23 protein-coding genes are annotated in these 26,528 nt (G+C 40.2%); 5 read left to right on the top strand and 18 right to left on the bottom strand.

Annotated features, from left to right (window positions below; all coding sequences use genetic code 11):
- Positions 1-49: 49 nt before the first annotated feature.
- Positions 50-928 (bottom strand): fumarylacetoacetate hydrolase family protein, encoded by an 879-nt coding sequence (locus QSJ81_RS20120; protein ID WP_285719131.1) that lies wholly within the window; start codon positions 926-928, stop codon positions 50-52.
- A gap of 270 nt (positions 929-1,198) precedes the next feature.
- Here QSJ81_RS20120 and QSJ81_RS20115 point away from each other — a divergent pair, with 270 nt between their 5' ends.
- On the top strand, positions 1,199-2,086 hold the full coding sequence (locus QSJ81_RS20115; protein WP_285719130.1) for a LysR family transcriptional regulator: 888 nt from the start codon (positions 1,199-1,201) through the stop codon (positions 2,084-2,086).
- Positions 2,087-2,173: 87 nt separating this feature from the next.
- Here the strand turns inward: QSJ81_RS20115 and QSJ81_RS20110 are convergent, their stop codons facing one another.
- From QSJ81_RS20110 to QSJ81_RS20095, 4 genes are all read right to left on the bottom strand, one after another.
- Entirely contained in the window at positions 2,174-3,040 is an 867-nt protein-coding gene (locus QSJ81_RS20110; RefSeq protein ID WP_285719129.1) for a cyclic di-GMP-binding domain-containing protein, MshE-related, read from the bottom strand.
- Positions 3,041-3,415, bottom strand: a complete 375-nt coding sequence (locus tag QSJ81_RS20105) for a response regulator (protein ID WP_285719128.1) — start codon at positions 3,413-3,415, stop codon at positions 3,041-3,043.
- Positions 3,416-3,464: 49 nt separating this feature from the next.
- Positions 3,465-4,451 carry an HD-GYP domain-containing protein gene (locus tag QSJ81_RS20100; RefSeq protein WP_285719127.1) on the bottom strand — a complete coding sequence of 329 codons (987 nt, stop codon included), beginning with the start codon at positions 4,449-4,451 and terminating at the stop codon, positions 3,465-3,467.
- Between the two features lie 287 nt (positions 4,452-4,738).
- Entirely contained in the window at positions 4,739-5,926 is a 1,188-nt protein-coding gene (locus QSJ81_RS20095; RefSeq protein WP_285719126.1) for a M24 family metallopeptidase, read from the bottom strand.
- Positions 5,927-6,300: 374 nt separating this feature from the next.
- Between QSJ81_RS20095 and QSJ81_RS20090 the strand changes: the two genes are divergently transcribed.
- Positions 6,301-6,492, top strand: coding sequence for a carbon storage regulator (locus tag QSJ81_RS20090; RefSeq protein ID WP_285719125.1), 192 nt, complete (start codon positions 6,301-6,303; stop codon positions 6,490-6,492).
- A 63-nt stretch (positions 6,493-6,555) separates the two neighbouring features.
- The gene (locus QSJ81_RS20085; RefSeq protein ID WP_285719124.1) at positions 6,556-6,921 is read left to right on the top strand and encodes a hypothetical protein; all 366 of its coding nucleotides are present in this window, start codon (positions 6,556-6,558) and stop codon (positions 6,919-6,921) included.
- A gap of 54 nt (positions 6,922-6,975) precedes the next feature.
- Here QSJ81_RS20085 and QSJ81_RS20080 read toward each other — a convergent pair whose 3' ends face one another.
- Positions 6,976-7,659, bottom strand: coding sequence for a response regulator transcription factor (locus tag QSJ81_RS20080; RefSeq protein ID WP_285719123.1), 684 nt, complete (start codon positions 7,657-7,659; stop codon positions 6,976-6,978).
- A 552-nt stretch (positions 7,660-8,211) separates the two neighbouring features.
- Between QSJ81_RS20080 and QSJ81_RS20075 the strand changes: the two genes are divergently transcribed.
- Positions 8,212-9,633, top strand: a complete 1,422-nt coding sequence (locus QSJ81_RS20075) for a flagellin N-terminal helical domain-containing protein (RefSeq protein ID WP_285719122.1) — start codon at positions 8,212-8,214, stop codon at positions 9,631-9,633.
- 86 nt (positions 9,634-9,719) lie between these two features.
- Here the strand turns inward: QSJ81_RS20075 and QSJ81_RS20070 are convergent, their stop codons facing one another.
- The 10 genes from QSJ81_RS20070 to QSJ81_RS20025 form a co-directional block, all read right to left on the bottom strand.
- On the bottom strand, positions 9,720-11,060 hold the full coding sequence (locus tag QSJ81_RS20070; RefSeq protein WP_285719121.1) for a tetratricopeptide repeat protein: 1,341 nt from the start codon (positions 11,058-11,060) through the stop codon (positions 9,720-9,722).
- A 95-nt stretch (positions 11,061-11,155) separates the two neighbouring features.
- Positions 11,156-11,545, bottom strand: coding sequence for a flagellar export chaperone FliS (gene fliS, locus QSJ81_RS20065; RefSeq protein WP_285719120.1), 390 nt, complete (start codon positions 11,543-11,545; stop codon positions 11,156-11,158).
- A 65-nt stretch (positions 11,546-11,610) separates the two neighbouring features.
- Positions 11,611-12,030, bottom strand: a complete 420-nt coding sequence (locus QSJ81_RS20060; protein ID WP_285719119.1) for a hypothetical protein — start codon at positions 12,028-12,030, stop codon at positions 11,611-11,613.
- 40 nt (positions 12,031-12,070) lie between these two features.
- On the bottom strand, positions 12,071-14,068 hold the full coding sequence (gene fliD / locus QSJ81_RS20055; RefSeq protein ID WP_285719118.1) for a flagellar filament capping protein FliD: 1,998 nt from the start codon (positions 14,066-14,068) through the stop codon (positions 12,071-12,073).
- A 24-nt stretch (positions 14,069-14,092) separates the two neighbouring features.
- Positions 14,093-15,607 carry a flagellin N-terminal helical domain-containing protein gene (locus QSJ81_RS20050; RefSeq protein ID WP_285719117.1) on the bottom strand — a complete coding sequence of 505 codons (1,515 nt, stop codon included), beginning with the start codon at positions 15,605-15,607 and terminating at the stop codon, positions 14,093-14,095.
- A gap of 15 nt (positions 15,608-15,622) precedes the next feature.
- The gene (flgK, locus tag QSJ81_RS20045; protein ID WP_285719116.1) at positions 15,623-17,137 is read right to left on the bottom strand and encodes a flagellar hook-associated protein FlgK; all 1,515 of its coding nucleotides are present in this window, start codon (positions 17,135-17,137) and stop codon (positions 15,623-15,625) included.
- 31 nt (positions 17,138-17,168) lie between these two features.
- A complete protein-coding gene (gene flgK, locus QSJ81_RS20040; protein WP_285719115.1) occupies positions 17,169-18,665 on the bottom strand; it encodes a flagellar hook-associated protein FlgK in 1,497 nt (498 codons plus the stop codon).
- 96 nt (positions 18,666-18,761) lie between these two features.
- Entirely contained in the window at positions 18,762-20,381 is a 1,620-nt protein-coding gene (locus QSJ81_RS20035; protein WP_285719114.1) for a flagellar hook protein FlgE, read from the bottom strand.
- A gap of 103 nt (positions 20,382-20,484) precedes the next feature.
- On the bottom strand, positions 20,485-20,916 hold the full coding sequence (locus tag QSJ81_RS20030; RefSeq protein ID WP_285719113.1) for a flagellar hook capping FlgD N-terminal domain-containing protein: 432 nt from the start codon (positions 20,914-20,916) through the stop codon (positions 20,485-20,487).
- A 322-nt stretch (positions 20,917-21,238) separates the two neighbouring features.
- Positions 21,239-21,811: a DUF2238 domain-containing protein gene (locus QSJ81_RS20025; protein ID WP_285719112.1), complete on the bottom strand. Its 573-nt coding sequence runs from the start codon at positions 21,809-21,811 to the stop codon at positions 21,239-21,241.
- A gap of 274 nt (positions 21,812-22,085) precedes the next feature.
- Here QSJ81_RS20025 and QSJ81_RS20020 point away from each other — a divergent pair, with 274 nt between their 5' ends.
- On the top strand, positions 22,086-22,805 hold the full coding sequence (locus QSJ81_RS20020) for an N-acetylmuramoyl-L-alanine amidase family protein (RefSeq protein ID WP_285719111.1): 720 nt from the start codon (positions 22,086-22,088) through the stop codon (positions 22,803-22,805).
- A gap of 24 nt (positions 22,806-22,829) precedes the next feature.
- Here QSJ81_RS20020 and QSJ81_RS20015 read toward each other — a convergent pair whose 3' ends face one another.
- Positions 22,830-24,257, bottom strand: coding sequence for a PIG-L deacetylase family protein (locus QSJ81_RS20015; RefSeq protein ID WP_285719110.1), 1,428 nt, complete (start codon positions 24,255-24,257; stop codon positions 22,830-22,832).
- A 344-nt stretch (positions 24,258-24,601) separates the two neighbouring features.
- Positions 24,602-26,527: a heavy metal translocating P-type ATPase gene (locus tag QSJ81_RS20010; RefSeq protein ID WP_285719109.1), complete on the bottom strand. Its 1,926-nt coding sequence runs from the start codon at positions 26,525-26,527 to the stop codon at positions 24,602-24,604.
- Position 26,528 lies beyond the last annotated feature (1 nt).

Here is a 26,528-nt window from a genome sequence, read left to right as displayed (position 1 = left end):
AATAAAAAACACAGGCAAAAAGCCTGTGTTTTGATCATTAATGAATCTTTTATTTTACATAATTAGTTAGTTTGCCAATCTTCTCAACCTCTACTGTTACCACATCCCCTGACTTCATTGGGCAACTTCCAGAAGGTGAACCGAGAGCTAACACATCACCTGGTTCCAGGGTCATAACCTTTGAAATCCAGCTAATTAAAAAGGGTATACTTAAGGACATTTGATTTGTATTTCCATCCTGCACGACTTTTCCATTTAAGGTTGTAACAATCCGCAAATTGGTAGGGTCGATAGCTGTTACCACGCATGGTCCGATCGGACCAAAGGTATCAAAACCTTTGCCTCTTGTAAACTGTGGATCTGTCTTTGTAAGATCTCGAGCAGTAACATCATTAAATACGGTATAACCAAAAACATAGCTTAGTGCATCTTCTTCTTTAATATTTTTACCACTTTTACCGATGACTACTGCCAATTCACCTTCAAGTTCTACTCTATTCGTCATATCAAGTGGTGGCAAACAGATAGTTTCTTGATCAGCAATGAGTGCTGATTGGGGTTTCAAGAACAGGAAAGGCTCTTTTAAATTGGCTGTACCACCAGTTTCTTTTGCATGTCCAGCATAGGTCCAACCAAAATTTACAACCTTTGATGGTTCTACCGGAATTAAAATAGTCACATCAGAAAGTAAAACCTCTGTACCATCATAGGTAACTATACCAGACGCAATTTCGGCAAAATTACTGACAAGCTGAAAGATTGTATCTCCCTCGACCACACCATAAAATATATTTTTTTCTTTGTCCTGATAACGTACTATCTTCTGGGAACCACTCAATAAAACACCTACATTTTCGGAAGTGGTATTTAAGGCATAACGCCCTTCTAATGTTGACTCAATTTCATTATATGCTACTTCTTTTCCCATAATAATTTTTCTCCTTACCCATGTCTTATATTATAACTCCGATGAGCTTTTCTGTACCTTTAGTATAGATCTATCTTCTGGATAAGGAAAATATCGAATAATCATGGTATGATAACTATAAGTTATTGGGTAAAAAATAACGGCTAAAGGTACATTTCAAAAATCATTATAGTTTATAAAATAAATCCCATATTTCTAATGCTTTAATAGTTTATTTATGTATAGCCATGCTATAATAACTATAAGCTATCATATGGAGTGGATAAAGACATGGATATAAGAGAATTAGAATATTTCGTTACTGTATCTGAATTACAAAATTTCACAATTGCTGCCAATAGACTACACGTATCCCAACCCGCCATTTCCAAATCTATCCATAGATTAGAGGAAGAGTTAGGTTTTCAACTACTCAATCGAACCCAAAAAAAAGTTCTTCTTACAGAAGAAGGTGCCGTGTTTCTTGACTTAGCGAAAGACATTCTTGCCAGAATAATTGCTGCGCAAAACACGATGACAGAATATAAAAACTTAACTAGAGGGACCTTCCGAATTGCTGTCCCGCCTTTGTTAGGGGCTTATGTTTTCCCTGAGTTATTTGCGGCTTTCAAAAAGAATTATCCTTCCCTTGACATGGCTGTTATTGAGGATGGTTCCTCCACAGCTGTTGATCTAGTTAAGCGTGAAGAAGTGCATGTTGGCCTAGTCATTTTACCACCAACTTTAACAGACCTGGATTCACACCTAATTACCTCCCAGGAAATTGTAGTTTGCCTCCCCACAGACCACCCTCTTAGCCAGGAGCCCTTTTTAACCTTTGAACAATTAAAAAATGAACCTATCATCCTTTATAATGAGGGGTTTGTACTACGGAGCATCATTTTGAAGGAATATGCTAAACACAATATAACACCTCAAGTAGCCTTATCCACCAACCAGTTCCAAACTATAAAAGCCCTAGTTGCCAAAGGAGTAGGGATTTCCTTTTTACCGAAAAATTCAATTAAGGTAGTAAATCATGTAACCAAAATCCCCCTTCACCCTCACCTCTTTTTAGATATGGGGCTCATTTGGAAACCTGATAAAATCCTGCCACTAGCCTGTAAGGCCTTTATTGATTTTGTTAATCAATTTGATCCAAATGAAAACGCTAAATAATAAAGCACAATTAGAACAGAAATGCAGCTAACCTTCTTGTGGATTAGCTGCATTTTCATCTTATTGTAAGTGCAGTATTCTTACTAATTACGCCCCAACCACGACTAAATCCATTCTGCCAAAACCAGTCTCGATCACTATTGCATAATTGGATTTCCCCTTAAAAGCAGCACCTTTTGTAACCGTTTGTGGCTGTAGATCAAGATCCAATCCCATATTAGAAAGATTAATACAAAATAGGCCATTAGTAACATTCAAAAACTCCCCTATACTATCAAAAGCAAGCTCATTCATTTCACAAATTTCTTCACCGCTATAGCGACGTGCTAATGTAAGCAATACACTATCTTCAGCAGTAAAACTACTATGTAGTATAACATCTCCTGTCATACTTTGCGAAACAAACCATCGATTTTGATCCTGTTCCTGAGCTATTGATATAAGAAAAGGACTCGTGTCCAAAAAACGAACCATAGCCCGAAGAAAAAGTGAAATATAATCATAATACAATTCTACATTTTCGTCTTCTTGTGAGAAGTTTAATTGAGTACGAATACGGTCTTTAAGAATTGATACATCAGACTGCTGGCCTAAATTGCTTTCTTTCTTGTAACCGTCTAAAACGTGCTCGAGTTGTTCTAAAGTCATAAAGCCTTTATCAACTACTGTCTGACCAAAATTAAGATGACTATTTTCTTGGGTATCTAAAAGAATCATAAGTTGCTCTTCTGAGAGATAGCCTTCATCTAAGGCTATCTCACCAAATCGTTTGTCAACAGTATGCTGTAACCTGTAAATCTCCTCTACTTGTGTAGCATTTAAAAATCCTTGATTAATGGCCAATACACCTAACTTTACTTGTACTGTCCTTCTACTTTCAAGAGCTTCCTGTACTTGGGTCGTGGTAAGCAGCCCTTGGTTTAATATATATTGAGCAAAAAATTGACTAAACATTTAGCGCTCCTTTCGAATGATGTCATTTACTGCTTTCACGATTTGATTGCTATTGTATGGTTTTTGAATAAAATCGATTGCACCTAGCTTCAGAGCCTCTAGCAATTTAGTGGCAGTACCTGTCGAAGAGAGCATAATAACCCTTGCCTTACTATCTATTTCTTTAATTTTTTTCAAAGCATCTAAACCGCTAACTTTTGGCATAACAATATCCATAAATACTCCATCAGGACAAAATTTTACATACGCTTCAATCACTTCTTGTCCATCTTTCGCTTCAAAAACTTGGCAACTTAGTTTTTCTAATTCTGCTCTTAATTTTTTTCGCAATAATAATGAATCATCACTAATCAAAATTTTCAGTGGTTTAAGCACAAAAATCCTCTCCTTACAAGTAAATTGACTCCCTATGTGCTGCACTTTTTTACATTGCTAAGTTATGTAGAACGGACCTTTTACCTCCTACATCAAATTTTTTAACATGCTCTATTAAACAGGCCAAAACACGAGTATCTAATTGCCCGGACATCTGAAACATCATTATTTCTATTGCTTCTTGTGGTGAAACGCTCTTTTTGTAGTAACGATTACTAATAAGAGCGTCATATACGTCAGCTACAGCAATAATTCTAGCTAACATAGTGACCTCTGTGTCGCTACACCCATAAGGGTATCCTGAACCATCCATTCTTTCATGATGTTGAAGAACTGCATTTAAAACTGCATCAGGTACAATCTCTGTTTGCGCCAGCAATTGATAACTATAGCTTGCATGTATTTTAGCAATATTGAACTCTTCCCAATTTGGCTTATCAGGTTTGCTTAACACTTCAGATTTGAATCGAGATTTACCAATATCATGCAGTAATCCAGCCAAAGCAAGGTTCAAAATATCACTGTCACCATAGCCGAGCCATTGCCCGAGATAACCAGAAAGTAGAGCAACATCTAATGCGTGCCTATACAGATAATCTCCAGATGAGGTATCTGCATGTAATTGTATAAAAGAATCCTTTTGGGACAGCCTTGGGTAGATTTTCGTATTAACCAAGTTAAGAATCGTATCTAAAGGTATAACCCCATGATACCTAGCACGCAAAAAAATTCGTTTCAATTCTATTTCTATCTCAGAATGCACCTCTGTAGTGACTTGTCCATGTTTTTCTATGGTTGTACTATTTTCCAAGGTTATAACAATATCCGAAACCATTTTCTCAATTTCAGCTATGTTAAAATCAGCAGTTGCGACCTCTAGCACATCGGCACCTTCTACTGCCCATCTTTTTAAGCAAGATAGTAAATACTCATTTACCACCGTTCCTTGCCCAAAAACCATCTTTGCATCTGGACTGACAAATACCTGATTAAGAGTCATTCCTATCTTGATATCTGACAAAGGTAAATAACTCAAAGAAATCCCCCCTTCTAATAAAAAGCCTATTATGTATGATAACTGACAGAATTTTGTCTTTATGATTCTCTAGGAGAAAAATTATATTTTCAATCCTAAGATAACACAAATAACGAAGCTAACTATTATTTTCATGTTAACATTTGGTTATTTCTTTTCAGCCAGCAGTTCTAATTTTAAAAAGTATATTATCCTTCAAGTAGAAAAAAATGTCCTAGAAGAGTAGCATCTCTTCTAGGACATTCTTTCAATATGAAGTAATAATATTTCCTCATAATTTGTTGTTCTTACTTAATATAGGTGATAACCTCAGGAGTCAAACTTAATTTCTTGGGTCCTTCCTCTGTCATAACATAGCTATTCTCCGTTCCAATGGCTCCTTCAGGAAACACTAATTTTGGTTCCAGCGCAAAAGTCATACCAGGCAAGATCGGATTCTTAAGTCCTTTAGCAAATATAGGCCATTCATCAAGTTCTAAGCCAATACCATGACCAACAAACTTAACCTGATCTTCCTTGTAGCCCATGAAGTAGTCTTTATAGCCCATTTCTTCTGCTATTTTTACAGCTAATAGATAAGGCTCTTCAGCAGGTGTTCCCGGCTTGATTCCCTTAAGTATTTCATCCTGAATCAGTAACATATCTTCAAACGCCTTTGTCATATGAGGAGTAAGTTCCCCTACACAGAAAATTCGTGCTTGGTCACCTGTATAACCTTGTACCACGCAAGTATAATCGATATAAACAATCTCATCTCTTTCTATCTTCTTCCATCCAGCCCCTTGGGGGAAGGATAAAGATACACCTTTACCCCCTACAGGTCCATCAAAGAAACTAGGATAAGAGCCATTGCTGCCACTACACACGTTTCCGTAAAAGAAATCTTGATTAAAGGCTCTCATTTTGCAGGAACCAGAATACCCACCTTTACGTAGCTCCGCTTCAAACAAAGCAGCTAATTCAATTTCTGGAATTCCTGCCTGTAAAAATGTAGGGACTGCGGAAAAAGCCTGATCCGCAACTTGTAAGGCATTGCGCAAAAGTTCTACTTCATAGGGTGACTTGATCATACGTATTTCTTTTATCGCAGGGGAAATATCGCTAAATCCGGCACTAGGAAATACTTTTCTATACATTTGGTAAATATTAAATGGTAAAACATCCAATTCTAGTCCTATTTTTTTCAAATTTGTACAATGAAAGCTTGCCAGAATTGCGGGGATTTCCATAGGGTGCTTAATGGGAATAATATTTTTGAGTGAAGACTCCTCTTGAGCACGTCGTAAGCTTTTTTTCACCATTAACACAGGATCGCCAGTAGCAGGGATATATAAATAGGAATTTTGTACTGTACCAGCAAAGTAGAACATATCACTATTTAATACAATGATTCCTCCGTCAAGCTCCTGACCTCTTAGTTTTTCCTGAAAGCTATAAATCCTTTTTTCGATTTCTGATTTTGGTGTAACATCCATAAATACTCTTCCTTTCTCATCATAAAATCAACTATTACTGCTATTACTACTCTATTTACAAGTTTTATTATTTCTTCGCGTATACCTTTATAGATTCCTTTACATAAAAAAACAATCTCTGCTATAGAATTTTTTAACTCATTCTCACAGCAGAGACTATTTTCTATTTGTACACCTCTACTTATTTTGTCTAAATGTAATTGCTATATTCACATTAATACCGTCAACTATAGAAAAAGGTGCCCTATATTATAACGTAGGGCACCTTTTCGACTATTTTGCTTTTTATTGATAATAATTTAATCTTAACTAAAGAAAAGAATGAGATGATAGTAAAAGAAGAATTTTATTTATATATGAGGAGGAAAATGATTATGCTGGTATTGGGAAGAAAACCTGGCGAATACGTTATGATCGGAAAAGATATTATGGTCAAAGTCGTCAGAAGTGACGAGGGCGATTTAAGACTGGCAATCGATGCCCCTAAATATATAAATATTATCCGCGGCGAGATCTACGAAGATAGTTTCAAATACATTCAAGAAGAAAAACTTGTGAATATTTAACTTACGCCAAATCCTACAACATAAGGTAAGACTTTATTTTAATTTTACCGAGGAGGTACTATTTTGCAATCAAAAATCATCCCTTTTCCTACACAAGTCGAAAACCCTTGTGAGGAAATAGAAAGACATATACGAATGTATCTAGCCGAGATAACAGCAGATAAAGATTTTATAAATTATGTAAGTAACCGAATGAGAGATTATATCGAAAATTATGCCTGTAAATCATTTGAGCCTACTTTTAATTTGGTAGTTCCCCCTAATCTGTCCCGAGAACAGGCTGACGCTCTCTTGTTATCTCTTGACAAGGGTGTTAAAGAAACCGCTGAAGAAGTGCAGGACATGGTAGGAAAAATTATCATGGAAAGACTCCAGCTCGAGATTGAGATATATGCAAGCCAGCAAGACATAAAATATCGACTATGTTGAAAGTAGAAAAAGTTACCTGTAAATAACAGGTAACTTTTTTACTTTTTTAAAAACTTAATTCGCAACTTTCGTTATATTGCTTTTCGGCAAATAATAGCCAACGCCCCTTACCGTCTTCAAATTGGATATGTTAATTTTTTTGCGTAAGTAATGAATATATATATTGATTGTACTTTCTTCCGCCTCGGAATTGTAGCCCCATACTTTTTCTATAATGCGTTGTTTGGTAACCACTTGGCCTTGATTGCGTATTAATAGTTCTAACAGTTGTGATTCTTTTAATGTTAACTGAATTACCCTATCTTTTTTAGTCACTTGGGCACGTTGAGGATCGAATCTAATATCGTCAAGAATTAAAATGGTATCCACTATTTCTTTGTTTTTGCGACGGGCTAGAGCTTGTAGCCTTGCTACTAATTCTACGGTGAAGAATGGTTTAACCAAATAATCATCAGCACCAGCATTTAAACCTTCCGCCCGATCGTCTGGGGTATCCTTTGCTGTCAAAAAGAGCACGGGAGTACTATGTCCTAGTCTCCGAAATTCTTTCAGCAGCGATACACCATCTAAATAGGGCAACATGCGATCCAAAATAATAATATCATAGATTCCAGTGCAGGCCATTTCAATGCCTGTTTCACCATCCATAGCAATATCGACTACGAAGCCATTCTTTTTTAATAAATAGGATAGTGCTTCAACTAATTTACTCTCGTCATCTACTAGTAATAGTTTCATTCAAAACACCCTTTGAAACCACAGCCTTGTGAAAAATTATCCATCCTTGGACATTTCTGTATTTATATAATGACATATCATTATTTAAATTTTATTTAGTTTTAGTATTAATTTATTTACTAATTTAACTTATCTTAAATTTTTAGACCGTAAATAATTCCTTTTGACTATATATAAGCAAATATATAGTTTAGAAAAACACCACTGCCAGTGGCTTCCTTCATCATGCTTTTCATTTACTTCTGTTATACTTTTTTCCCGCCCATTATTATAAACTATCAAAATTGGAATTCTCTTTCTAAAAAATACTATTATTTTTAGAAAATCGACAGAAACTTATTATTTTACCTATTTACTAAATACAATCTTAATATTTCTCTTCGAAAATAATAATAGATAAACGCGAAAGGAGGCGTTTACCCATAGCCGGTAATAGGGAACAAGTCATTTCAGTAAATGACTTGCATTAGAAAGAAGCTCATTGCAGCAAAATTCTAATGCAAAATGGTACACGGAAGTTAAATTTTGTTCAAAATCAAGGAGGAATAAATTATGTCAATGGTAATTAGTACAAACATGTCCGCATTGAACACAACTAACCAATTAAACAAAAACACTACGCTCATGAATTCATCCCTGCAAAAGCTGTCATCCGGGTATTCTATCAACAGCGCGGCTGACAATTCAGCTGGACTGGCTATTTCCGAAAAAATGCGTAGCCAAATTCAAGGCCTTGACCAAGCGAGTAGCAACTCTCAAGATGCTACATCTTTGACCCAGACAGCAGATGGCGCCCTCGACGAAACAACTTCAATCTTAAAACGCATGCGCGAACTTGCTGTAGAAGCATCATCTGATACTTTGACCGACGATGACAGAACCTCAGTCCAAGATGAAACAAACTCACTCCGCCAGGAACTTGATCGTATTTCTAATGACACTGAATACAACACTAAGAAATTGCTCAATGGCGATAGCGGTTCTACTACATCTGTGTCTGGCACAAATTCAGCTTCAATTGATGCTTCCGCGACTGTTGCTGGAAATAATACCACAACAGGTGATTATACGGTTAGTTATACCGCAGTTGCAACACAAGCAAGTACCGGTCTTAGTACAGGAGGTACTATTGCAGCTAGTACTGATTCTGCAACTACTTATGCAGGAGATGTTTCCATTAACGGAACAACGGTAACCATTGCGTCTGGTGACACGGTAGATGGTGTTCTGCAAAAGATTAATGCCCAAACAACAACTACTGGTGTAACTGCCGCATATGATAGTACTAAAAAATGTATTACATTAACCGATAGCACCTATGGTAGCGATTCTTCAATTACTTTAAAAGCTAATAATACCACATTAACAGGTCTGTTTAATGCAACAACAGACGCTACTGCAACAAGTGTTACTACTACTGGCACAGACGCAGCAGGTACAATTAATGGAGCAGCAGCTACAGCTAACGGCAACACATTAACGGCTTTTGACCTTACTGTCACTGGTAAAGATGGCACTGTTCAAACTGGAGATACTGCTACTGTTACTGTAGATGCTACCAATGCCCTGACCTTTCAGGTTGGCGCAAACTCAAAGCAGACAATGACGCTTTCCATCGGCGATATGGACGCCAACAGCCTGGGGGTTGCAGGCTCTACTTCTACAACAGGTATTGATCTAAGCTCTGCGAAAAGTGCTACTAGTGCTATCACTACAATAGACGCGGCAATTAAGAAAGTTTCGTCCGAACGTTCTAACCTAGGTGCTGTACAAAACAGTCTAGAAAGCAATATCAATAATCTTGATACGGAAAGTGAAAACTTAACTTCTGCTGAATCCAATATTCGCGATACTGATATGGCTTCAGAAATGGCCGAATACACTAAACTAAGCGTCATTACCCAAGCGGCTACTGCAATGTTGTCTAAAGCAAATCAACAGCCGCAGAGAGTATTGACTCTGTTACAATCATAATGAAATAATAAAAAGGGTTGTCTCATTTCTTGAGGCAACCCTTTTATTATTTACTTTCTTTTTTTACTGGGAAAAAGTGTTCTCCATCAAACAATATCCCGCAAGAGATTTTTTACCCTTTCCAGCACTCCTTGCCAATCGCCGAGTTTATGCTGACGAAATAGCTGCATCGTCGGGTACCATGGACTGTCTTCGCCGTGCAGACCCCATCGCCAATCTGATCTGTACGGCAAAAGCAGCCATATCTTTTTTCCCATAGCTCCTGCCAAATGAGCAACAGCCGTATCAACAGAAATGACCAGGTCAAGATTATCTATCACTCCAGCCGTTTCTGCGAAATCGACAAGTTCTCCGGAGCAATCAAATAGGCACTGGGACCTTGGCGTTAGATCTTGAACCTCTTTCCCCACCTGCAGACTAACCCAAAATACTGTACTGTTATCAAACAACTTACTAACTAATTCAAATGGTATTGATCGGTTCTGATCATCTGCATGCTCAGGGTTTCCCGCCCAGACAATTCCAACCTTGCATCTTCCGCCAGCCAGCTCATCGATAATTTTTCGCCATTTTGCTGAAACATCCTGATCTCCATGGATATAAGGAATGCAACTAGCAAACGTTTCTTGCTCTGAATTAAATTTTGCTGGCAGACTAAATAGTGAACAAGCAAAATCAAATTGTTCTGGATCGATATTCCTGCCACTGCTACAGACAGATAAATCATTTTGCATATTAATCAGCAATCGTTCCAATGGTTTTTGAATCCATATTGTCGTTTTTGTCGCAGCTTGAGCAACTTGCTTTGCATATCTAATAAATTGAATCATATCACCAAGGCCCTGCTCATAAAATAGCAGCACCTTGCGCCCCGCCAAAGCTTCTCCTTGCCAAATAGGGATATCCATACAGAATTTTTCTTGCCAATTAAACCGCGAATCGTATAGTTTCCAGCCTTTATTATATTGCCCGCGCAGTAAATATAGAGTTGCCAGTGAAAAACGTGTTTTTTCAGAGTCCGGCCGTAGCGCCAAGGCTCGAAGATAGGAAACCTCCGCTTCATCAAAGCGATTGGTCCATTTAAGACAATTTCCCAAATTATGAAATGCATCAAAGTAATCTGGCTCTTTCTCAATCGCCTGACGATAACACTCTTCCGCTTCATCTAGGAAGTTTTTATGTTTTAAAACCACCCCTAAATGGTTATAGGCCTCTGGAATTTCGGGATCTAATTCAATAACCTTACCAAAACACGCTTGGGCGTTATCCCAGTCACCTATCAGTATTAAGACCTCGCCTAAGCGTTGATAGGCCTCCGGCAAACTTGGATCCAGTTTTATCGCTTGGCAAAAAAACAAAGCTGCTTGCCGCCATTCATGATTTGCTATCAACGTAAGCCCTTCAACTATACACTCTTCTACCGTCATCTCCTACACCTCTAATTTATAACGTAAAAATCCCTGCCTACTACTTCAAGACAGAGATTTTCATTGCTATATATGACTAACCAACAAAAGAATCCTTACTTCCCTACTACTTTGCCATTCCGCACTTGCTTCATGGCTTGGAGCCATACGTCGCGAAATCCCAACAACAATCTTTTTGCTTCTTTTAATGGCGCCGTATTTTTTTTTATATTGCCCTGAATCAAGCAATGTAATATATATTCATCAACCTGTAACCATGTCTTGGATATTTCCTGTTTCATATCCATTGTCACCATAAATTCACGAACGATATTTTGCGCTCGCATATTCGAGATATGTGCCTTCTCAGGATTCTTCTTTTCAATAGCCAGAATGCTTTCTGTAACAAAGCGAATGGCTCCGTTGTACAGCATTAGCGTCAACTCTTCGGATGGTGCGGTCATGACTTGTTGTCTCTTATATGCATTGGCAGCATTCACGACCATTCCCCCTTTGAACCTCGTTTACATTTTTCTGCATGATAACACCTCAATATGTTTCCAAGTATTGCTCAGCCTTTTCTATTGATGTGGCGTCCCGACATCATTATAACCCAAGGATTGATATACTGACTTTTTACCTGTCTCTGCGCCTTGCTATTTCTTAATTCGGCGGCAATACGAGCCCGCTCAATGACAGCTTCCTGGATGATTTGGCGGCTGCGATCCATTATTTCTTGTTCTTTATGGGTAATATCCTGAATTATCGACTTTAACTTCCCCATACGTTTCCAGGTTTGATCGCTGGATAACTCTTCATTTATAGCAATGAGTTTCCAGATTAGCACGTCTCGTTCTGCGAGGGTGCGTTTTAGACCGTTCATCTCTCGTCGGTGAATAAAACGGCACTGAGCTTCGGTATTGACAGCAATTTTTTCGATAATTTGTATTTTTTTATTTAAGCAGCAACTGGCCTTTTCCCACTGCCCCATACGATCCACTCCTTGAAAATATTTGTATTACCTAAATAACTCAACTACTACTAGTCATTGATGACAAGGATGAAAGTTGTGAATTCATTTTATTAATATATGTTTCTAGCGTAGTGTATTTGTCATAAAGCGTATCTTCATAATCATCTATTCGGGTTTGCTCGGTATCGATTTCAGTTGTATACTTAGCAATTAATTTGCTCAGATTATCGGTGGTAGTGGTGAAGTCAGCACTACCAGCTATTTCTATTAATGAACCCTTATTGCCAGCCGTATCCGTGACAGTTGAAATATTCTTCTGCAGGATATCGTAAAAGCGGTAGGCAATGCCTTCCTGCTTATACCTGGTATTCAATGCACTTGATGACAGATTCCGCACCGTCGAATTATTGGGATAAGAGGAAGACTGCTGGGTAAAAAGAGTCATAACCGATTCCGGGTCACTGGCAATGGCTGCCTTCAGTGTGTCTTCATCAATCTCTAGCGTCCCCTTCTCGTCATAGGTTCCGCTGCTTATGCCGATGTCGGAAAGACTGGATGTCTGTCCAGAAACTGAATCAATCACAGCTGTCCGTAAGCTGCTTAAAAAGGTTGTTAACGTCGAGTCACTTTCCAGTAACCCTACTTTTGCTTTGGTTTCCCAAGCGGTAATTTGATCATCTGTCATGCTCGATTTTTGATCATCCGTGAGTGGCGGGTAGTCTGAATCAGCATTTGCATCAATAGCAGTATTGATAGTATCAAGCAACGTATTATAAGCATCCACGAAATTGCTGATTAGGTCGTAAACACCACTAGTATTTTGCGTTACACTTACCGTAGCATTGTTAGACGTCGTCGTCGTTCCATCGTCGGCGGTAGTGGTAGTATCCGTCTTTGCATTAGCTGTATACGTCACTCCATTAAGGGTAATGGTGTTGGAGCTACGAGTCAAGGCTTGACCATCAATCGTTACCTTGGCATCTACACCAGCAGTGGCATTCGTCAACAGCAATGTAGCAAAGTTGCTCGTACTCGAGTCGGTATCGGTCACTGCCACTGTATCGCCCGCGCCTGTATCGTCAGCCGTCATCTTCAGCTCACCAGTAATCGAGTCATAGCTCATCGTGACTCCCAGGTCTGCCTTGTTGATTGTGGACATCATACTAGCGAGAGTCGTGGTACTGGAAAATTCTTCTTTCGTACCGTTGATTATCAATGAGACTCCAGCAGTACCAAATGTCGCTGCCCCTATCGATGACTTTAACTGATCGGCAATTGTTGCTAACGTATCAGATGTGTCTAAGCGGTTAGAGAGTATTGCACCTGTGCCGAAGCCTAGATCAGATAATCCTGCATTATCTGCTATGCCATCACTATTGGTATCGGTGGCGCTAACGGTAATCGCCTGTACACCACTATCTGCGGCTGTGAACTGTAGACATGTGGTGGTACCTGAGGTGATTGTACCGACAGTAACTTTACCCGAACCGACTGCAGTATCAATCGCCGTTTGCAGCGCAGTGATCGCGGCAGTACCGGTGGTACCATTCACATCATCAAGATCAACTGTATAATCTGTACCATCCAAGGTCATGACAAAGCTTTCACCGGTGAGGCTCGTATAATCCGCTGCCGATGAACCTTGCACATCTTTGGAAATACTAGTGCTACTTGTCAGCGTGGCCTTCGTCGCTAGTTGATTGACTGCCACAGTGTGGCTCCCCGCAGCAGCAGTGCTGGCGGCAGTCACCGTAACCGCACTGCTGCTACTACTAGCAGTGTACTGTAAAAAATTACTCGCTTTCATTATGCTAGTGGACGAGGTTGTACTAAAATATTTACTGCTAAAATCTTGAATATCAGTGATTATGTCTTGGTACGCTGTCTGTTTCCATTCAGCAGTTTGTTCCTTTTGTTGCAATTTATTTAACTTCTTTGCCTTCTCAGCAGTCGTCAGTTGTGCAACGATACTATCCACATCAATGCCCGAAGACAAGCCAGTAATCCTGGTCGTTCCATTAACCGTACTGGTTGAAATACTACTACTTGAGGACATTTACTCCGCCTCCTTCCTTTATCATTATGCAATATAATCGATCAGTGACTTGGAGGTTACCTTTGCCCCGACCGCAAGGGCCGCTTCGTAAGTATACTCAGCGCTAGTTAATTCCGTGGCTGCTGCCGCCGTATCGATATTTTCATTGTCAGTCATGAGCCCCTTATACAATGTAGATGCATCACTCAAGGTATTAACTGCACTGGCCACTCTATCCATATTGCCACCTAATGTAGCTTGAGCAGCAGTTATCTTGCTAAGATCTGTAGCAAATTCGCTCTTTAAATCGCTGACATCTAACGAATTGGTCGTAACTGTCACTGTACCTGATGAGTCCACCGCAGCTGTCTTATAGCTGGTATCACCGTTTAATGCGAGCTGTAGTTTGGCAATCGTATTGAAGAGATTGTTAATACCTTCGCCAACAACGTCTTGTCCCTCCGTATTAACGGTAACTGAACTGCTAAAACCAATATTATAATTAATTTTCTGATCTCCATTCGTAGCAACATCAGCTAACGTCGCATAAGTAGTTTTAGCAGTAGCAGCAGCATCCGTTAACGTAGTCGTGCCACCATATGTAGTAACAGCAGCTGTTAACGTCTGATAAGCTGTTAGAGCAGTAGCCGTTGTGGTTGCTAACGTAGTATCAGTAGTATCCGCTGCTGAAGCCGAGGATGCCGTATCATAAGCAGTTTTAGCAATAGCAGTAGCATCTGTTAATGTAGTCGTACCACCATACGTAGTAACAGCAGCTGCTAACGTCTGATAAGCTGTCTTATCAGCAGCCACCGCATCCGTTAGATTCGTCGTCCCCCCATATGTAGCGACAGCCGCCTCTAGCGCATCCGAAGTTTTCTTAGCATTTGTCGCCTTCGCCGCTAACGTAAGGTCAGTGGGAGCAGCAGCAGCTGCTGCAGTAGCTACTGTAGAAGCCTTCAGAGCCGTGGCAGACGCAGTCGTTAACGTATTATAGGCATCACCATCGTTAGCTGTATAGAATGTTTTGATATCATCATCTGATATATCCGCTGATACCACACCACCAAGGCTCAAGTAACCTCCTTTATAAGTCACGGTATCACCAACATCCGTAGACACCGCCGCATAAGGTGCCGTACCCGTGCTGTACCCACCAAAAACATAACTGCCACAATAATTGGTATTCATATAAGAAATAACCTCATCCTGCAAGGTTTGAACTTGCGTCTTCATGGATGTCAGATCAGCAGCACTCAAAGTGTCAGTTATCTTGCCCGCTAATGTCCCCAACGTTGTGACACTGTCAACCAAGCCGCTTAATGCATCATCCGTAGCCGTCTGCCAACCATCGGCGGCATCCGTATTATCTTGGTATTGTGCTATCTGGGATACATAGCTACGGTACGTAACCGCCCGCGTCGCCACCAATGGATCATCAGAAGCCGCCTGAATTTTTTGATTGGACGACACCGCCGCATTCGCAGCCGCCAGTCGATTTTCAGCCTTACTAATATTCCGCAGATTATTTGCCGCTACCATACCATTGGTTATGCGCACAAAAAGCCCTCCCTGTTAGTCAGTGTTTACCATATTGATGGTCGTACTATATATTTCACTCCAGGTGCTAGCCATTGAAGCCGACGCAGCATACGCTGCTTGATAGGTCGTCAAATTAGTCGTCTCCTCGTTGCTTGAAACCCCGGACACAGAAGACCGGCTGGTGTTGATATAGGTTGTGCTAGTATTCTTGCGATCATATTCGGTTTGCGCCGAGGCACTGGCGCCGGCGACAGTGGCGACGATCACATTGTATAAGCCCGAAACTGTAGAATTACCAGAAATATTAACATCTGTACATATACTAATCAGATCAGTAAGATTTTTAACGTTGCTGTCCCCACCAGTGCTTGATGCTGTTGGAATCTTATCCGTATCATCTATAATATCCTTTGATACACTGATATTAGCCGCTGTAATATTACTGTATACTGCGTCTATATCAGTGCCACTTGCCATCAGGTCCGCCGATGATAAGTTATCATAAGAAAAGAAACGGGTACCCGTCGTAGCATCATCGTCAATACCCACCCCATCAGCACTACCACTATAGGTGGTACTGCCAGAAGTAACGCCCTCATTGAAGGCTTTGGCAAATGTCCGTGCAAAATCATCTAATTGACTGATATAGTATGGTATCCCTTTGCTATCTGCGGTGCTACCATCCCGAACTTGAAGATAGCCATTTAGTGCGCCAGAATCACCTGTATCAAAATCTTTACCAGAATCTGTCCAGCGAATGCCCGACATGCCATTCTGAGTGCTTGTGGCATCGGTAATGGTATAGCATTCTAATTCGTTAGCTTTATCACCGCTCACCAGGGTGGCCCCAGCAACAGCAATCGTAAGATCGCCATTATTTTCTTGGATTACGTTGATACCAACTAGCCCTGAAAGATCATCGACCACTAACCCCCGCTGATCCTCTAACTCATTAGTAGAAGCACCTGATGCACTCGCCACGGAAATCTGCTTGTTTAATGTAGCAATCTGCGTCGCATAAGAATTGATCTGTCCCACTGTTGTTTTCACATCGCTGTCGATATCACTGCGTTGAGTCGTCAGAGTGGTAGAAGCGGTATTAATTGTATCGCAGAGAGTTTGCGCATCTGACAACACCGTAGCTCTAACTGATGTATCTGTCGTGCTGCTAGCCAGCGTCGATAATTCTGAGGTAAACGTGTTAAGATCTGTAGTAATATTACTCGTAGTCGTACTACCGAAAACATTTTCTACTTGTTGCAGACAAGTGGACGTGGCTTCCGCTTGACTTGATGCACTATTTTGCTGCCAATACTTTTGATCAAGACGGAAACTTCGCACCCTATCTACCGAAGTAACCTCTACCCCCTCACCAACTAAACTGCTACTGTAAACTGCAGCTGGACCAACGGATGTCTGGGTCACCACCTGCCTTGAATAACCAGTTGTATCTATATTACTCATATTATTCGTGGTCGTCGCCAGTCCGATCTGAGCAGCATTTAAACCACGACTGGTAATACTAAGCCCCAAAAAAGTTGAAGCCATTTTCACTCACCCCTTAATTTAGCCTAGATCCTTAATCAAATTCCGCAAGCAAATCACCAAGCAAGCTATCAATCGTACTCATAACCCTAGCGCTGGCAGCGTAGGCATTTTGAAACTTGATCATGTTCGACATTTCCTCATCAATGGAAATGCCTGAAACAGACTGTCTCTGGTTGTCTAATTGTTCAACTAAAGCTGCTTGGGTTGTATAATTACTCGTCGCCGTATCACCTGCAGTACCTATCCACTTAGTCACCGCCGTATAGAATTGAGTAACATTAAGCGCTGTTGATTCGCTATTCTTATAGCAAGTAGTATCGGTAGCAAGAGCCTTTATTGCACTGGCGATGGTATTGTCACCATCTGCACCGCTGGAAGAAGTAACTACCTTGTTAGAATCTTTAACTAGCTCAGGGTTAACCTGTATATTACTGATACTCAATGGCTGACTGGAATCAACGGTAGTAAAAAAGTCAACACCAGTATTGCCATTGAGGTCAACACCTGAGGTACTCAAGGAATTAACCTTGGTTGCAATTGTAGTAATCAAGTCATTTAGAGCTTGCCTCATAGTAGTGATCGAACTAGTTGCAGTAGTGGTAAAATTATAAGGAATATCGCTCGCGTCGATAGTTTCATAGCCAGTTTGATCTGTATCTTCCATATATGCCGCTATGCTCCCACTTTTAATCGTGACTTCATCATCGGAATCGGTCCATTTTACCTTCAACGGATCAGTAGTTGTCCCGCTACCAGCGACAACTAATGTATTGACCGTAGTGCCATTCACCAGTGACGACCCATTGAGAGTTACTTTTAGCGTTCCATTAGAACCAGTCGTCACACTGATGTCGGCCAAGGCAGACATCTGATCAAGCAACACGTCGCGCTGATCCCGCAGGCAGCTTGCCTCGCCGCCACCTACCTCTGCCTGAGTAATTTGCGTATTCAAGTCCGCAACTTGCCCGGCAAGGTCATTAAGGCTGTCCACACCATCTTGAACTCCAGTCACAGCATCTGCCTGCAATTGCTGCAATTGATCGTCAATATCGCTCAACATTGTGACCAAGTCACTAGCGGCGGTCGTAACCGCCACACGGGTACTAGTGGTACTCGAATCCGTAGACAAATTTCCCCATGCATTAAAAAAGGTATTTACTGCCTCCTGCACACCAGAAGTCGTGGTAGTCGTATCGGTGGTAGAGTTAGTATCATATTCACTTAATATTTTATCTATATATTCCAAGTTTCCGCTTTTCACTGAGTCATAAGTGGCGCTGGCATTCTGGGAACGGTAAGTGCTGTCAAGAAATATATCACGGGATCGTGTGATGGATGCTACGCTAACACCATTTCCCGTAGATGCCCCACTCGACTGGACAGTATTTTGGGCAGCGCTAGTCACTTGTACTTTTGAAGCTCCGGTGGTGTCTACATTAGCAAGATTAGTGCTTGTTGCTGTAAGGGCGGCCTGATTCACATACATTCCCGAATAAGCGACGCTATAGGTGCCGAAAGTCGACGCCATACGATCACCTCCAATTATAAATGTAAAACTCAATGGCAGATGCCGACTACAAGACTCAAAATACGCTTTCAGTCGGATATAACATCAAGTTCGTTATTAATTTTTCATACTGAGGAGAGCCTGTAACATATCATCAGCAGTAGAAACAACCTTAGTGTTAGCCTGATAGGCTCGTTGAGCGATCATCATTGCACTGAATTGCGCCGACAAATCCACGTTAGACAGCTCCAACGCGTAGGATGTCATCGTACCTGTGCCGTTTGTACCAGCGACAACAGTATTATAACCGCCAGAGCTGGAACTCGTGGTATAGAGATTGTCACCAGTTTTTGTCAACCCACTCGGATTGTCGAAAACCGCCAACGCAATTTGTGCTATTGCTTGTGTTTCTCCGTTACTATATGTACCTGTAATGATTCCATCTGATGAAATACTATAACTTTTTAATGTTCCCGACGCATATCCATCGGCATCAGCAGACAGAGTAGCGTTCGTGCTGCTCGTGGTCTTAATTTTGGAAAAGTCCAGCTTCACTGAAACTGCATCGGTGTTGGCGGACGTGGATTTCACAGCAATTGCCGGAGTCGAATCAAAAGTTAAAGTGGTACCATTTGCAACAGTGAATGTAGACGTACCAGTTGTAATTGCCGTCGGTGCCGCTAAGGAAACCGTTCCCGACGAGGTTTTAAAAGTAGCTGAGCCATCTTTAGAAGTCGTAGTAGTAGTATTGCCGTCTGCGTCTACCAACGTAATGTCGTACTGCCCAGTAGTCGTAGTCGAATCTGCCACAGTGACAGTATAACTACCTGCTGTCAGTCCTGTACCGACACTAATATTATTGTTACTATAGCCAGCAGTATTGGTAGCGGTATCAAGTGTCGCTGTAAGGGGGGTGACAGAAGTAACCATATTACCTTCTGCGTCAAAAGCAACATAGCCACTCGAAGGGCTTATGGTTGCATTTGTACCGCTGGCTTCCCAGTACCAGCTAGTGGTCGAGCCATCAGTAGCACACTTTTTCCAATTGAGCGTAACCGGGGTGGTATTACCTTGTGCGTCCACAACATCGAGTGACGTTGTTGCGTCCCAGGTCGTAATCGCTGTGCTGCCAATGTTTTGTAGTGTAGCACCTGTCACTACCTTAGATGTAGAGTCAAGGCTACCAGTAAGGTCGGCAGAAGTAGTAGCCTCAGCAGCCATAAGCTTATTACTGCCGCTGTAAAGATTAATAGGTTCGACAGTACTATTTGTATTGAAAACTTTCTTACCATCGGCATCAAGAGTATATGATGTCTCCCACCCACAAACGTCATAGCCATTTATATTTAGGTTACCTGAGTCGTCAACAGTCATATTGCCAGCTCTAGAAAACTCATATTCGCCGTCCGTACCCGTCGATACAATAAGGTAGCCTTCGCCAGTAAGAGCCACATCAGTACTATTACTAGTTGCTGAAGTGCTGCCTACCGTCATATCCGTATCCGTGCTGGCAATTTGGACGCCCAACCCAAGTTGCTGAGCATTAACGCCACCAGTCGTTGCGGTAGAAGCAGTTGCAGAACTTATCGTCTGACTCAACACATCACTGAAGGAAACCGTCTGTGATTTGTAGCCTGTGGTGTTAACGTTAGCGATATTATTAGCGATTACATCAAGGGCGGTCTGTTCACTTTTAATTCCCGATACCGCGGAACCTAATGCGACCATCATAGCCATAAGAAAAAAACCTCCAAATTATTTTTTCATCTCTCATTCGGAAATAGTGGATTCCTCCCTGATTTGGTCTGATTAAAAGCCACTATTATTTATTATTTTTATGCTACGTTGAAGACGTAGTAGTGGACGTAGTGCTGGAATCTGCCACCTTTGTAATAGCAGAAAGATCTACCGTTGTGCCACCAACGTTGACATAGGTGTTGCTACCAGAAATGGTTACCGACTGCACAGTACCTGAGCCCGTCACTGTATTGCCAGATGTGTCGGTGGTAGAATAGGTTGCTTCCTTTCCAATCATACTAAATGCGGAAGAGTTATTAAGTGAACTATTGATAGTTGATAATGCCGATAGTGAGCTGATTTGGGCCATCTGAGTTACATACTCAGTCCCGCTTACTGGATCGTCGGGATCCTGATATTTTAATTCTGTGGCCAAAAGCTGAATAAACTCGTCAAAATCCAGGCTACTAGTACTTGCTATGCTAGAGCTAGTAGTTGTCGATGTGCTGGAAGTGACAGATGATGTAGTACTCATTGATTTTTCCTCCCTTTTTGTCGAATAAACTATTCTTATTACCAGTATCGCAGGCATATATTTAGTTTTTATTAAGAAAAGTAAAATATATAAAAATGTTTACTCGAAAAATAGATAATGCAGTACTCCCTATAGAAATGGGCTGTGGTAACTCGTTTATGAGTTACCACAGCCCATGCTGTTACTTATCAACTATTCCGAAAAAACTTCTATTCTAGATATTGGCCGACATCTTTAATTTTAAAATGCATAATAGATTTCAATCCTAAAAAGAAACATTGAAAAAACTGCCCGAAGGGCTTAATTAATATAGTGAGTAAATTTAAAAATTCATATTAATAAAGGTTCTATAGGTCGCATGAAATGCGGCAATCGTTGCACCAATCAGATCGCCAATCAAATCTAGATCTGTATCTAGAAGACTAGGCTGGCTAGGTAAAGGTGGATGCGAAATAGTATCCGTTAGAAATTCTAATATTTCATAAAAGGCTCCAATACTAAGCCCCAAACTCACTACCAAAATAAATTTAAAAGACCGAGTCACAGGGTATTTTAGCAACTGAACAACTAAGATGTAAGCAAATAAGGCAAAGGAATAGGATCCAAAAACGTGCAAAATTTTATCAAAAATTACAGATGTAGCATACAAATTCAAATAATATCCGCCATAACCGTCGCATAAAAGTGAAATTACGACTATTACTCTAACATAATGATTCATAAATAATTCATATCTAACTTCTAAAAATGTATATAAGAGCCAAAGACTAGCAGTTACCAATATGCTTCGTATATAGTCAAAATGTCCTTGGCCAGCCAATCCAATGATAAGTAGAATTTGACTTACTAAAAAAAATATAGTGATTTTAAGAATTGTCAGTTTGTGATTCGTCATGAGACCTCCTGCTATTAATATATAGATGCCTTTAGGAAATACCCACCACATCAATAAAATGTGCAATAATAAAACCTTTCCATTTTTTTGTGTAATCTATGCATTATTAGTTTGCACCACAATTATAAATATATAAGTAAAAAACTTGCCTACATATAACTTCTTACATAGCATTATCACTAATTATGGCAAGAAATTTGATCTCTAAAGTACTCAATGCATACTAGCAAGGCTCTTTACTGCATATATGTAACTTGAAGGAGGTGTGTACACTATGAAGATTCAATACATCGCTAAACGTCATTTTTTTTTATTTGTAGTATCTACCCTATTATTAATAAGCACCTTATACGCCCATGATAATATGGGGCACAAACTGTCGGGAAAAATCATTGTAGTGGATGCTGGCCATGGCGGCATTGATCCCGGTGCAAATCGTCAAGGAGTCCTAGAAAAAGATATTAATTTAGCCATAGCATTACAACTTAAAAATATACTTAACGAGTCTGGTGCTAAAGTGGTACTATCTCGTCAATCGGATATTGACCTAAGCCCTGAGTGCGACAATGAAAAAGTTAGAGGGCGTTACCATCGTGATTTAACTGCTCGCGTAGAAATGGCCGAAGAATCAGATGCAGATTTATTTATAAGCCTTCATGCCAACGCAGTATCAAATGCAAGTAGGCAAGGTGCAGAGGTTTTTTATTATGCGAAGTCCGAGGCTAGCAAGGAATTATCCAATGCGATTCAAACTGAGCTGGGCAAAGTGGTAAAGGTTCCCCCAACAGCCAGCCCTGCCCGCTATTTCGTATTACGTCGCAATAAGATTCCTGCTGCACTCATCGAAGTTGGATATATTACCAATAAAGTAGAACGTTCCCTATTACAGACACCAGAACACCAAAGAAAGCTCGCAGACGCAATTGCGAAAGGCATTACTTCTTATTACCATCCTTATTTTTCATTCCTAAAGCCACAGAATAATGCTTATTAGGACCATTCACTTCTACGTAAAATACTAAAATCTCGTAAGAACGGCTGGTTGCCACACGGTATGGTTAAACATGATTCCAAATTGGTTTTTCGTTTCAGCACGAATAAAAAAGAAATTATCCAATTTGGTTGGAGGTGAAGAAATCTTAATGATAACATCATCTGGGTACCGCACAATATTATCTGGAGATAAGTTTGTATTGGCCTTACTAAAATAAACTACTTGCATCTCTCTATCCATTTGATTATCCGTACGACTAAAAGTCACAATTGATACATTATATTGATTTCTTTTTTTTGAAAATCCCGGTATATGAAAACGCATCCAAATCCTGTTGTCTTGTATACAACTAGAAATGCTTGTTATTTTCCCTCTAGGCTCCAAAGCACCAACTAAATTTACGCCCAAAGGATTGACTAAAATTGGCTCCTGATCAGACCAAGTTTCAAGATTCCGTAAATCTACATCTAGCGGCATCTGTGTTATTAAAGGAAAATGTACTTCTTCAAACAATTCATTCTTGCGAATAAAGCTATATAATAAGCTCGACATAATCGGAACTCGAATTTGACTGACATATTCTTTAATGGACTGCTCTTTCAGTGCTTCCATATCCGATTTTATTGGATATTGGAGCCAGCTACTCGGCTGTGTTTGGTATAATGGTTTTGGCGGTGACAGCAAAGCATCCGTTTTATAACCATGAGGTATTGGAAAATCCCCACGATGGATTAAGTAAGTATATAAATTAACTCCCGGTTCTAATCCACCCTTGCTAAGTTTCATAAAAGCAGCAACAACAAAGGCCCAAGTTGATGCATGATCAGGATGCTCATCTGCTGGATGTGGCGCTAGGATAAGATTAGGTTGGAACGTATGCATTATTTGTTCTAGATTATTTAAAACAGTTTCTCCAGTATAAGGAGCATTCTGCTGATAACTTGTAGTATAGGGTGAATGATCACTTCCAGTATAACGAGATTGATAAGGCTGGCTGTTATTCCAGTAATCCGACCATATTGCTCTAAGGCCACGATCAGGAAACCCGAGAAAAGCAATTTGTTTTTCTGGTACATCCAGTAAATGCAGTGCATGTAATGTTTCTTTCTGACGAGCATACCCAGAATTCACATAGTCTTCATTAGTAAGGAACAATCGGTGGAACTGTTCTTCTGTTGCAACAGTAAATCCATCACCATTTGTCATGAAAACAACCATGACTTGCCCACCCGCTTCAATGACATCATGGATAACACCAGCACAGCCAAGTGTTTCATCATCACAATGAGGGGCAACCACTAATAAACGGGTCTGTTTTTGTACTACAGGCAAAGACTGGAGTAGCACATCCGTCTCAGGTTTTTCTTGATAGTAGATATAGAGAGAACTTATAAAATATAAAATAATACTTACTCCTACTATTACATATAGTATCTTGTAAATACGCTTCAAACGATAACAACCCTTTCTAGTAAAGTTTATATTAGTCTTCGCGCCAGTGTCATATCTAATACAAAGGATAAGTGTAATGATTTTTATTATGCTACAAATTTTCCTTTTTTATCGAATGCTCACAACTGGTAGTTGTTTTTTTATTTTAGCCGTGGTTATAAGAAAAGACTTGGTTTCTGCCAAGTCCTCGGACGCAGGCAGAAGCCTTAGTCGTTCTTACTTGGAATCAAGAAAGTGTTATACTTTCTGATTCCGGAACAAAACAAAGCCTTGTTTAGATAAATCTACAATTTATCTAAACAAGGCTTATTTTGAGGTTTCTGCTATTTTTTTACATTAGGATATCATTCGTGACGCAATAAACGTGCGGAATTCAATACAACTAAGATTGCTCCTACATTATGCACAATGGCAGCGGCAACAGGTCCTAATAATCCTAAAGCGGCCAATATAATTGCAGCAAAATTAATGACATTAGCGACTACAATATTTTGCCAAATGGTACGAATGGCTTTTCGACTTTTCTGTATTGTTTCAGATATCTTATTCAAGTCATCAGATAATAAAACAATATCTGCCGCCTCAATCGCTATATCTGTTCCAGAATACCCCATAGCAATGCCGATATCTGCTTTAGCCAAGGCAGGAGCATCATTGATTCCGTCGCCGAGCATTGCCACCTTGAAACCTTCTCGTTGATAGGTTTCAACATATTTTACTTTGTCATCAGGTAATAAGTCCCCATGTATGATGGGAATATTCACTTCCGCTCCTACTGCATTTCCCACTGCTGTCGAATCACCAGTCAACAGCACTACTTTCTTAATTTGTTCACGCTGTAATGCCTCGATTGCTTCTTTAGCTCCTTCACGTATAGGATCTTGAATGGTAATGATCCCTACAACATCACCATTCACTGCAATAAAAACGACTGTCGCTCCCGCCCCTTGATTTTTAATGCAGTATTCTTCTTGTTCCCTTGTTAGCATAATATCTTGATTTTTTATTAGCCATTGGTTACCTAACAAGAAAATTTCATCATCTTTTTTTGCTACTATACCTTGCCCAATGACAGGTTCCCAAATCATCGGTTCAATAAATGAAACTCCTTCTTGTTCTGCCTCTTGTATAATTGCTTTTGCTAAATGATGCTCAGAACGTTTTTCAATGCCGGCTGCAATCGCTAGTAATTGATTTCTTTGCCATCCATTGTAACAGCGAATGTCTTTCAAAAAAGGCTTGCCCAAGGTGATCGTGCCTGTTTTATCAAATACAACCGTATCTAAGGAGCCTACCCTCTCTAATATTTCGCCTCCCTTGATCAAAATACCACGGCGAGCAGCAGCTCCAATAGCGGCCGCTACAGCGGTAGGAGTACTTAGCAGCATAGCACAAGGGCAAAAAACAATTAAAATAGTGACTCCTCTTACAATATCCCCTGTCACTAGATAAACCAACACTGCAATCGCAAGACTTAATGGTACAAACCAATTTGCCCAGGTATCAATAATTCGAGCACTAGGCGCCTTACTTGCTTGCGCCTCTTTAACCATTTTAATAATATGACCTAACGCTGTATCTTGACCAACCTTCGTTGCAACAATTTCAATACTCCCCATTGCCACGATCGTTCCACCAAAAACATTCACACCACTATGACATTCAACTGGAATTGATTCTCCAGTTATTGTTGCTTGATCAACCGTCGCATGACCAGCTGTTACCATGCCATCCACGGGAATTTTTTCTCCTGGCTTTACTAATAAGATGTCTCCCACTTTTACTAATTCGGCAGCAATTTCTCGTTCGCTGCCACCTTCTAAAATGCGGGCTTTTAAGGGAGCTAAGTCTGCCAGTTTTTTTAATGCAGTATTTGATTTTTCTAAGGTAATATGTTCCAACATTTCGCCTATCGTCATGATTAGTGCAACTTCAGCAGCGGCAAAATATTCCCCAATGGCAATGGAAGCAATAATCGCAATACTTACTAATAAACCCACCTTGGTATCACCACGGCGATAAATTGCGCTAACTGCTTCTTTGATAATTGGTAATCCCCCAATGATTGCTGCAAGTAAAGCTGTATTAACCCCTAGAATATTGGGCAGCCACTCTAGCCAATAGCCAAGTAACAAAATCGATGTAGCAGCGATTCTTATAACGTCCTGTGTATGACTTCCTTCCCCATGTTCCATGCAGTTAGATTCATTTTCTATTTTATCTGCGCTAATTGCTTCTTTTTTCATTAGCAACTTTTCCTCGCTCCTCATG

Origin of the sequence: Pelosinus sp. IPA-1 (assembly GCF_030269905.1) — a bacterium.
In the GTDB taxonomy this organism is placed as follows: Bacteria; Bacillota; Negativicutes; order DSM-13327; family DSM-13327; genus Pelosinus.
The sequence above is the reverse complement of the archived record's forward strand: the minus strand, read 5'-3'. Positions and strand labels throughout refer to the sequence as shown.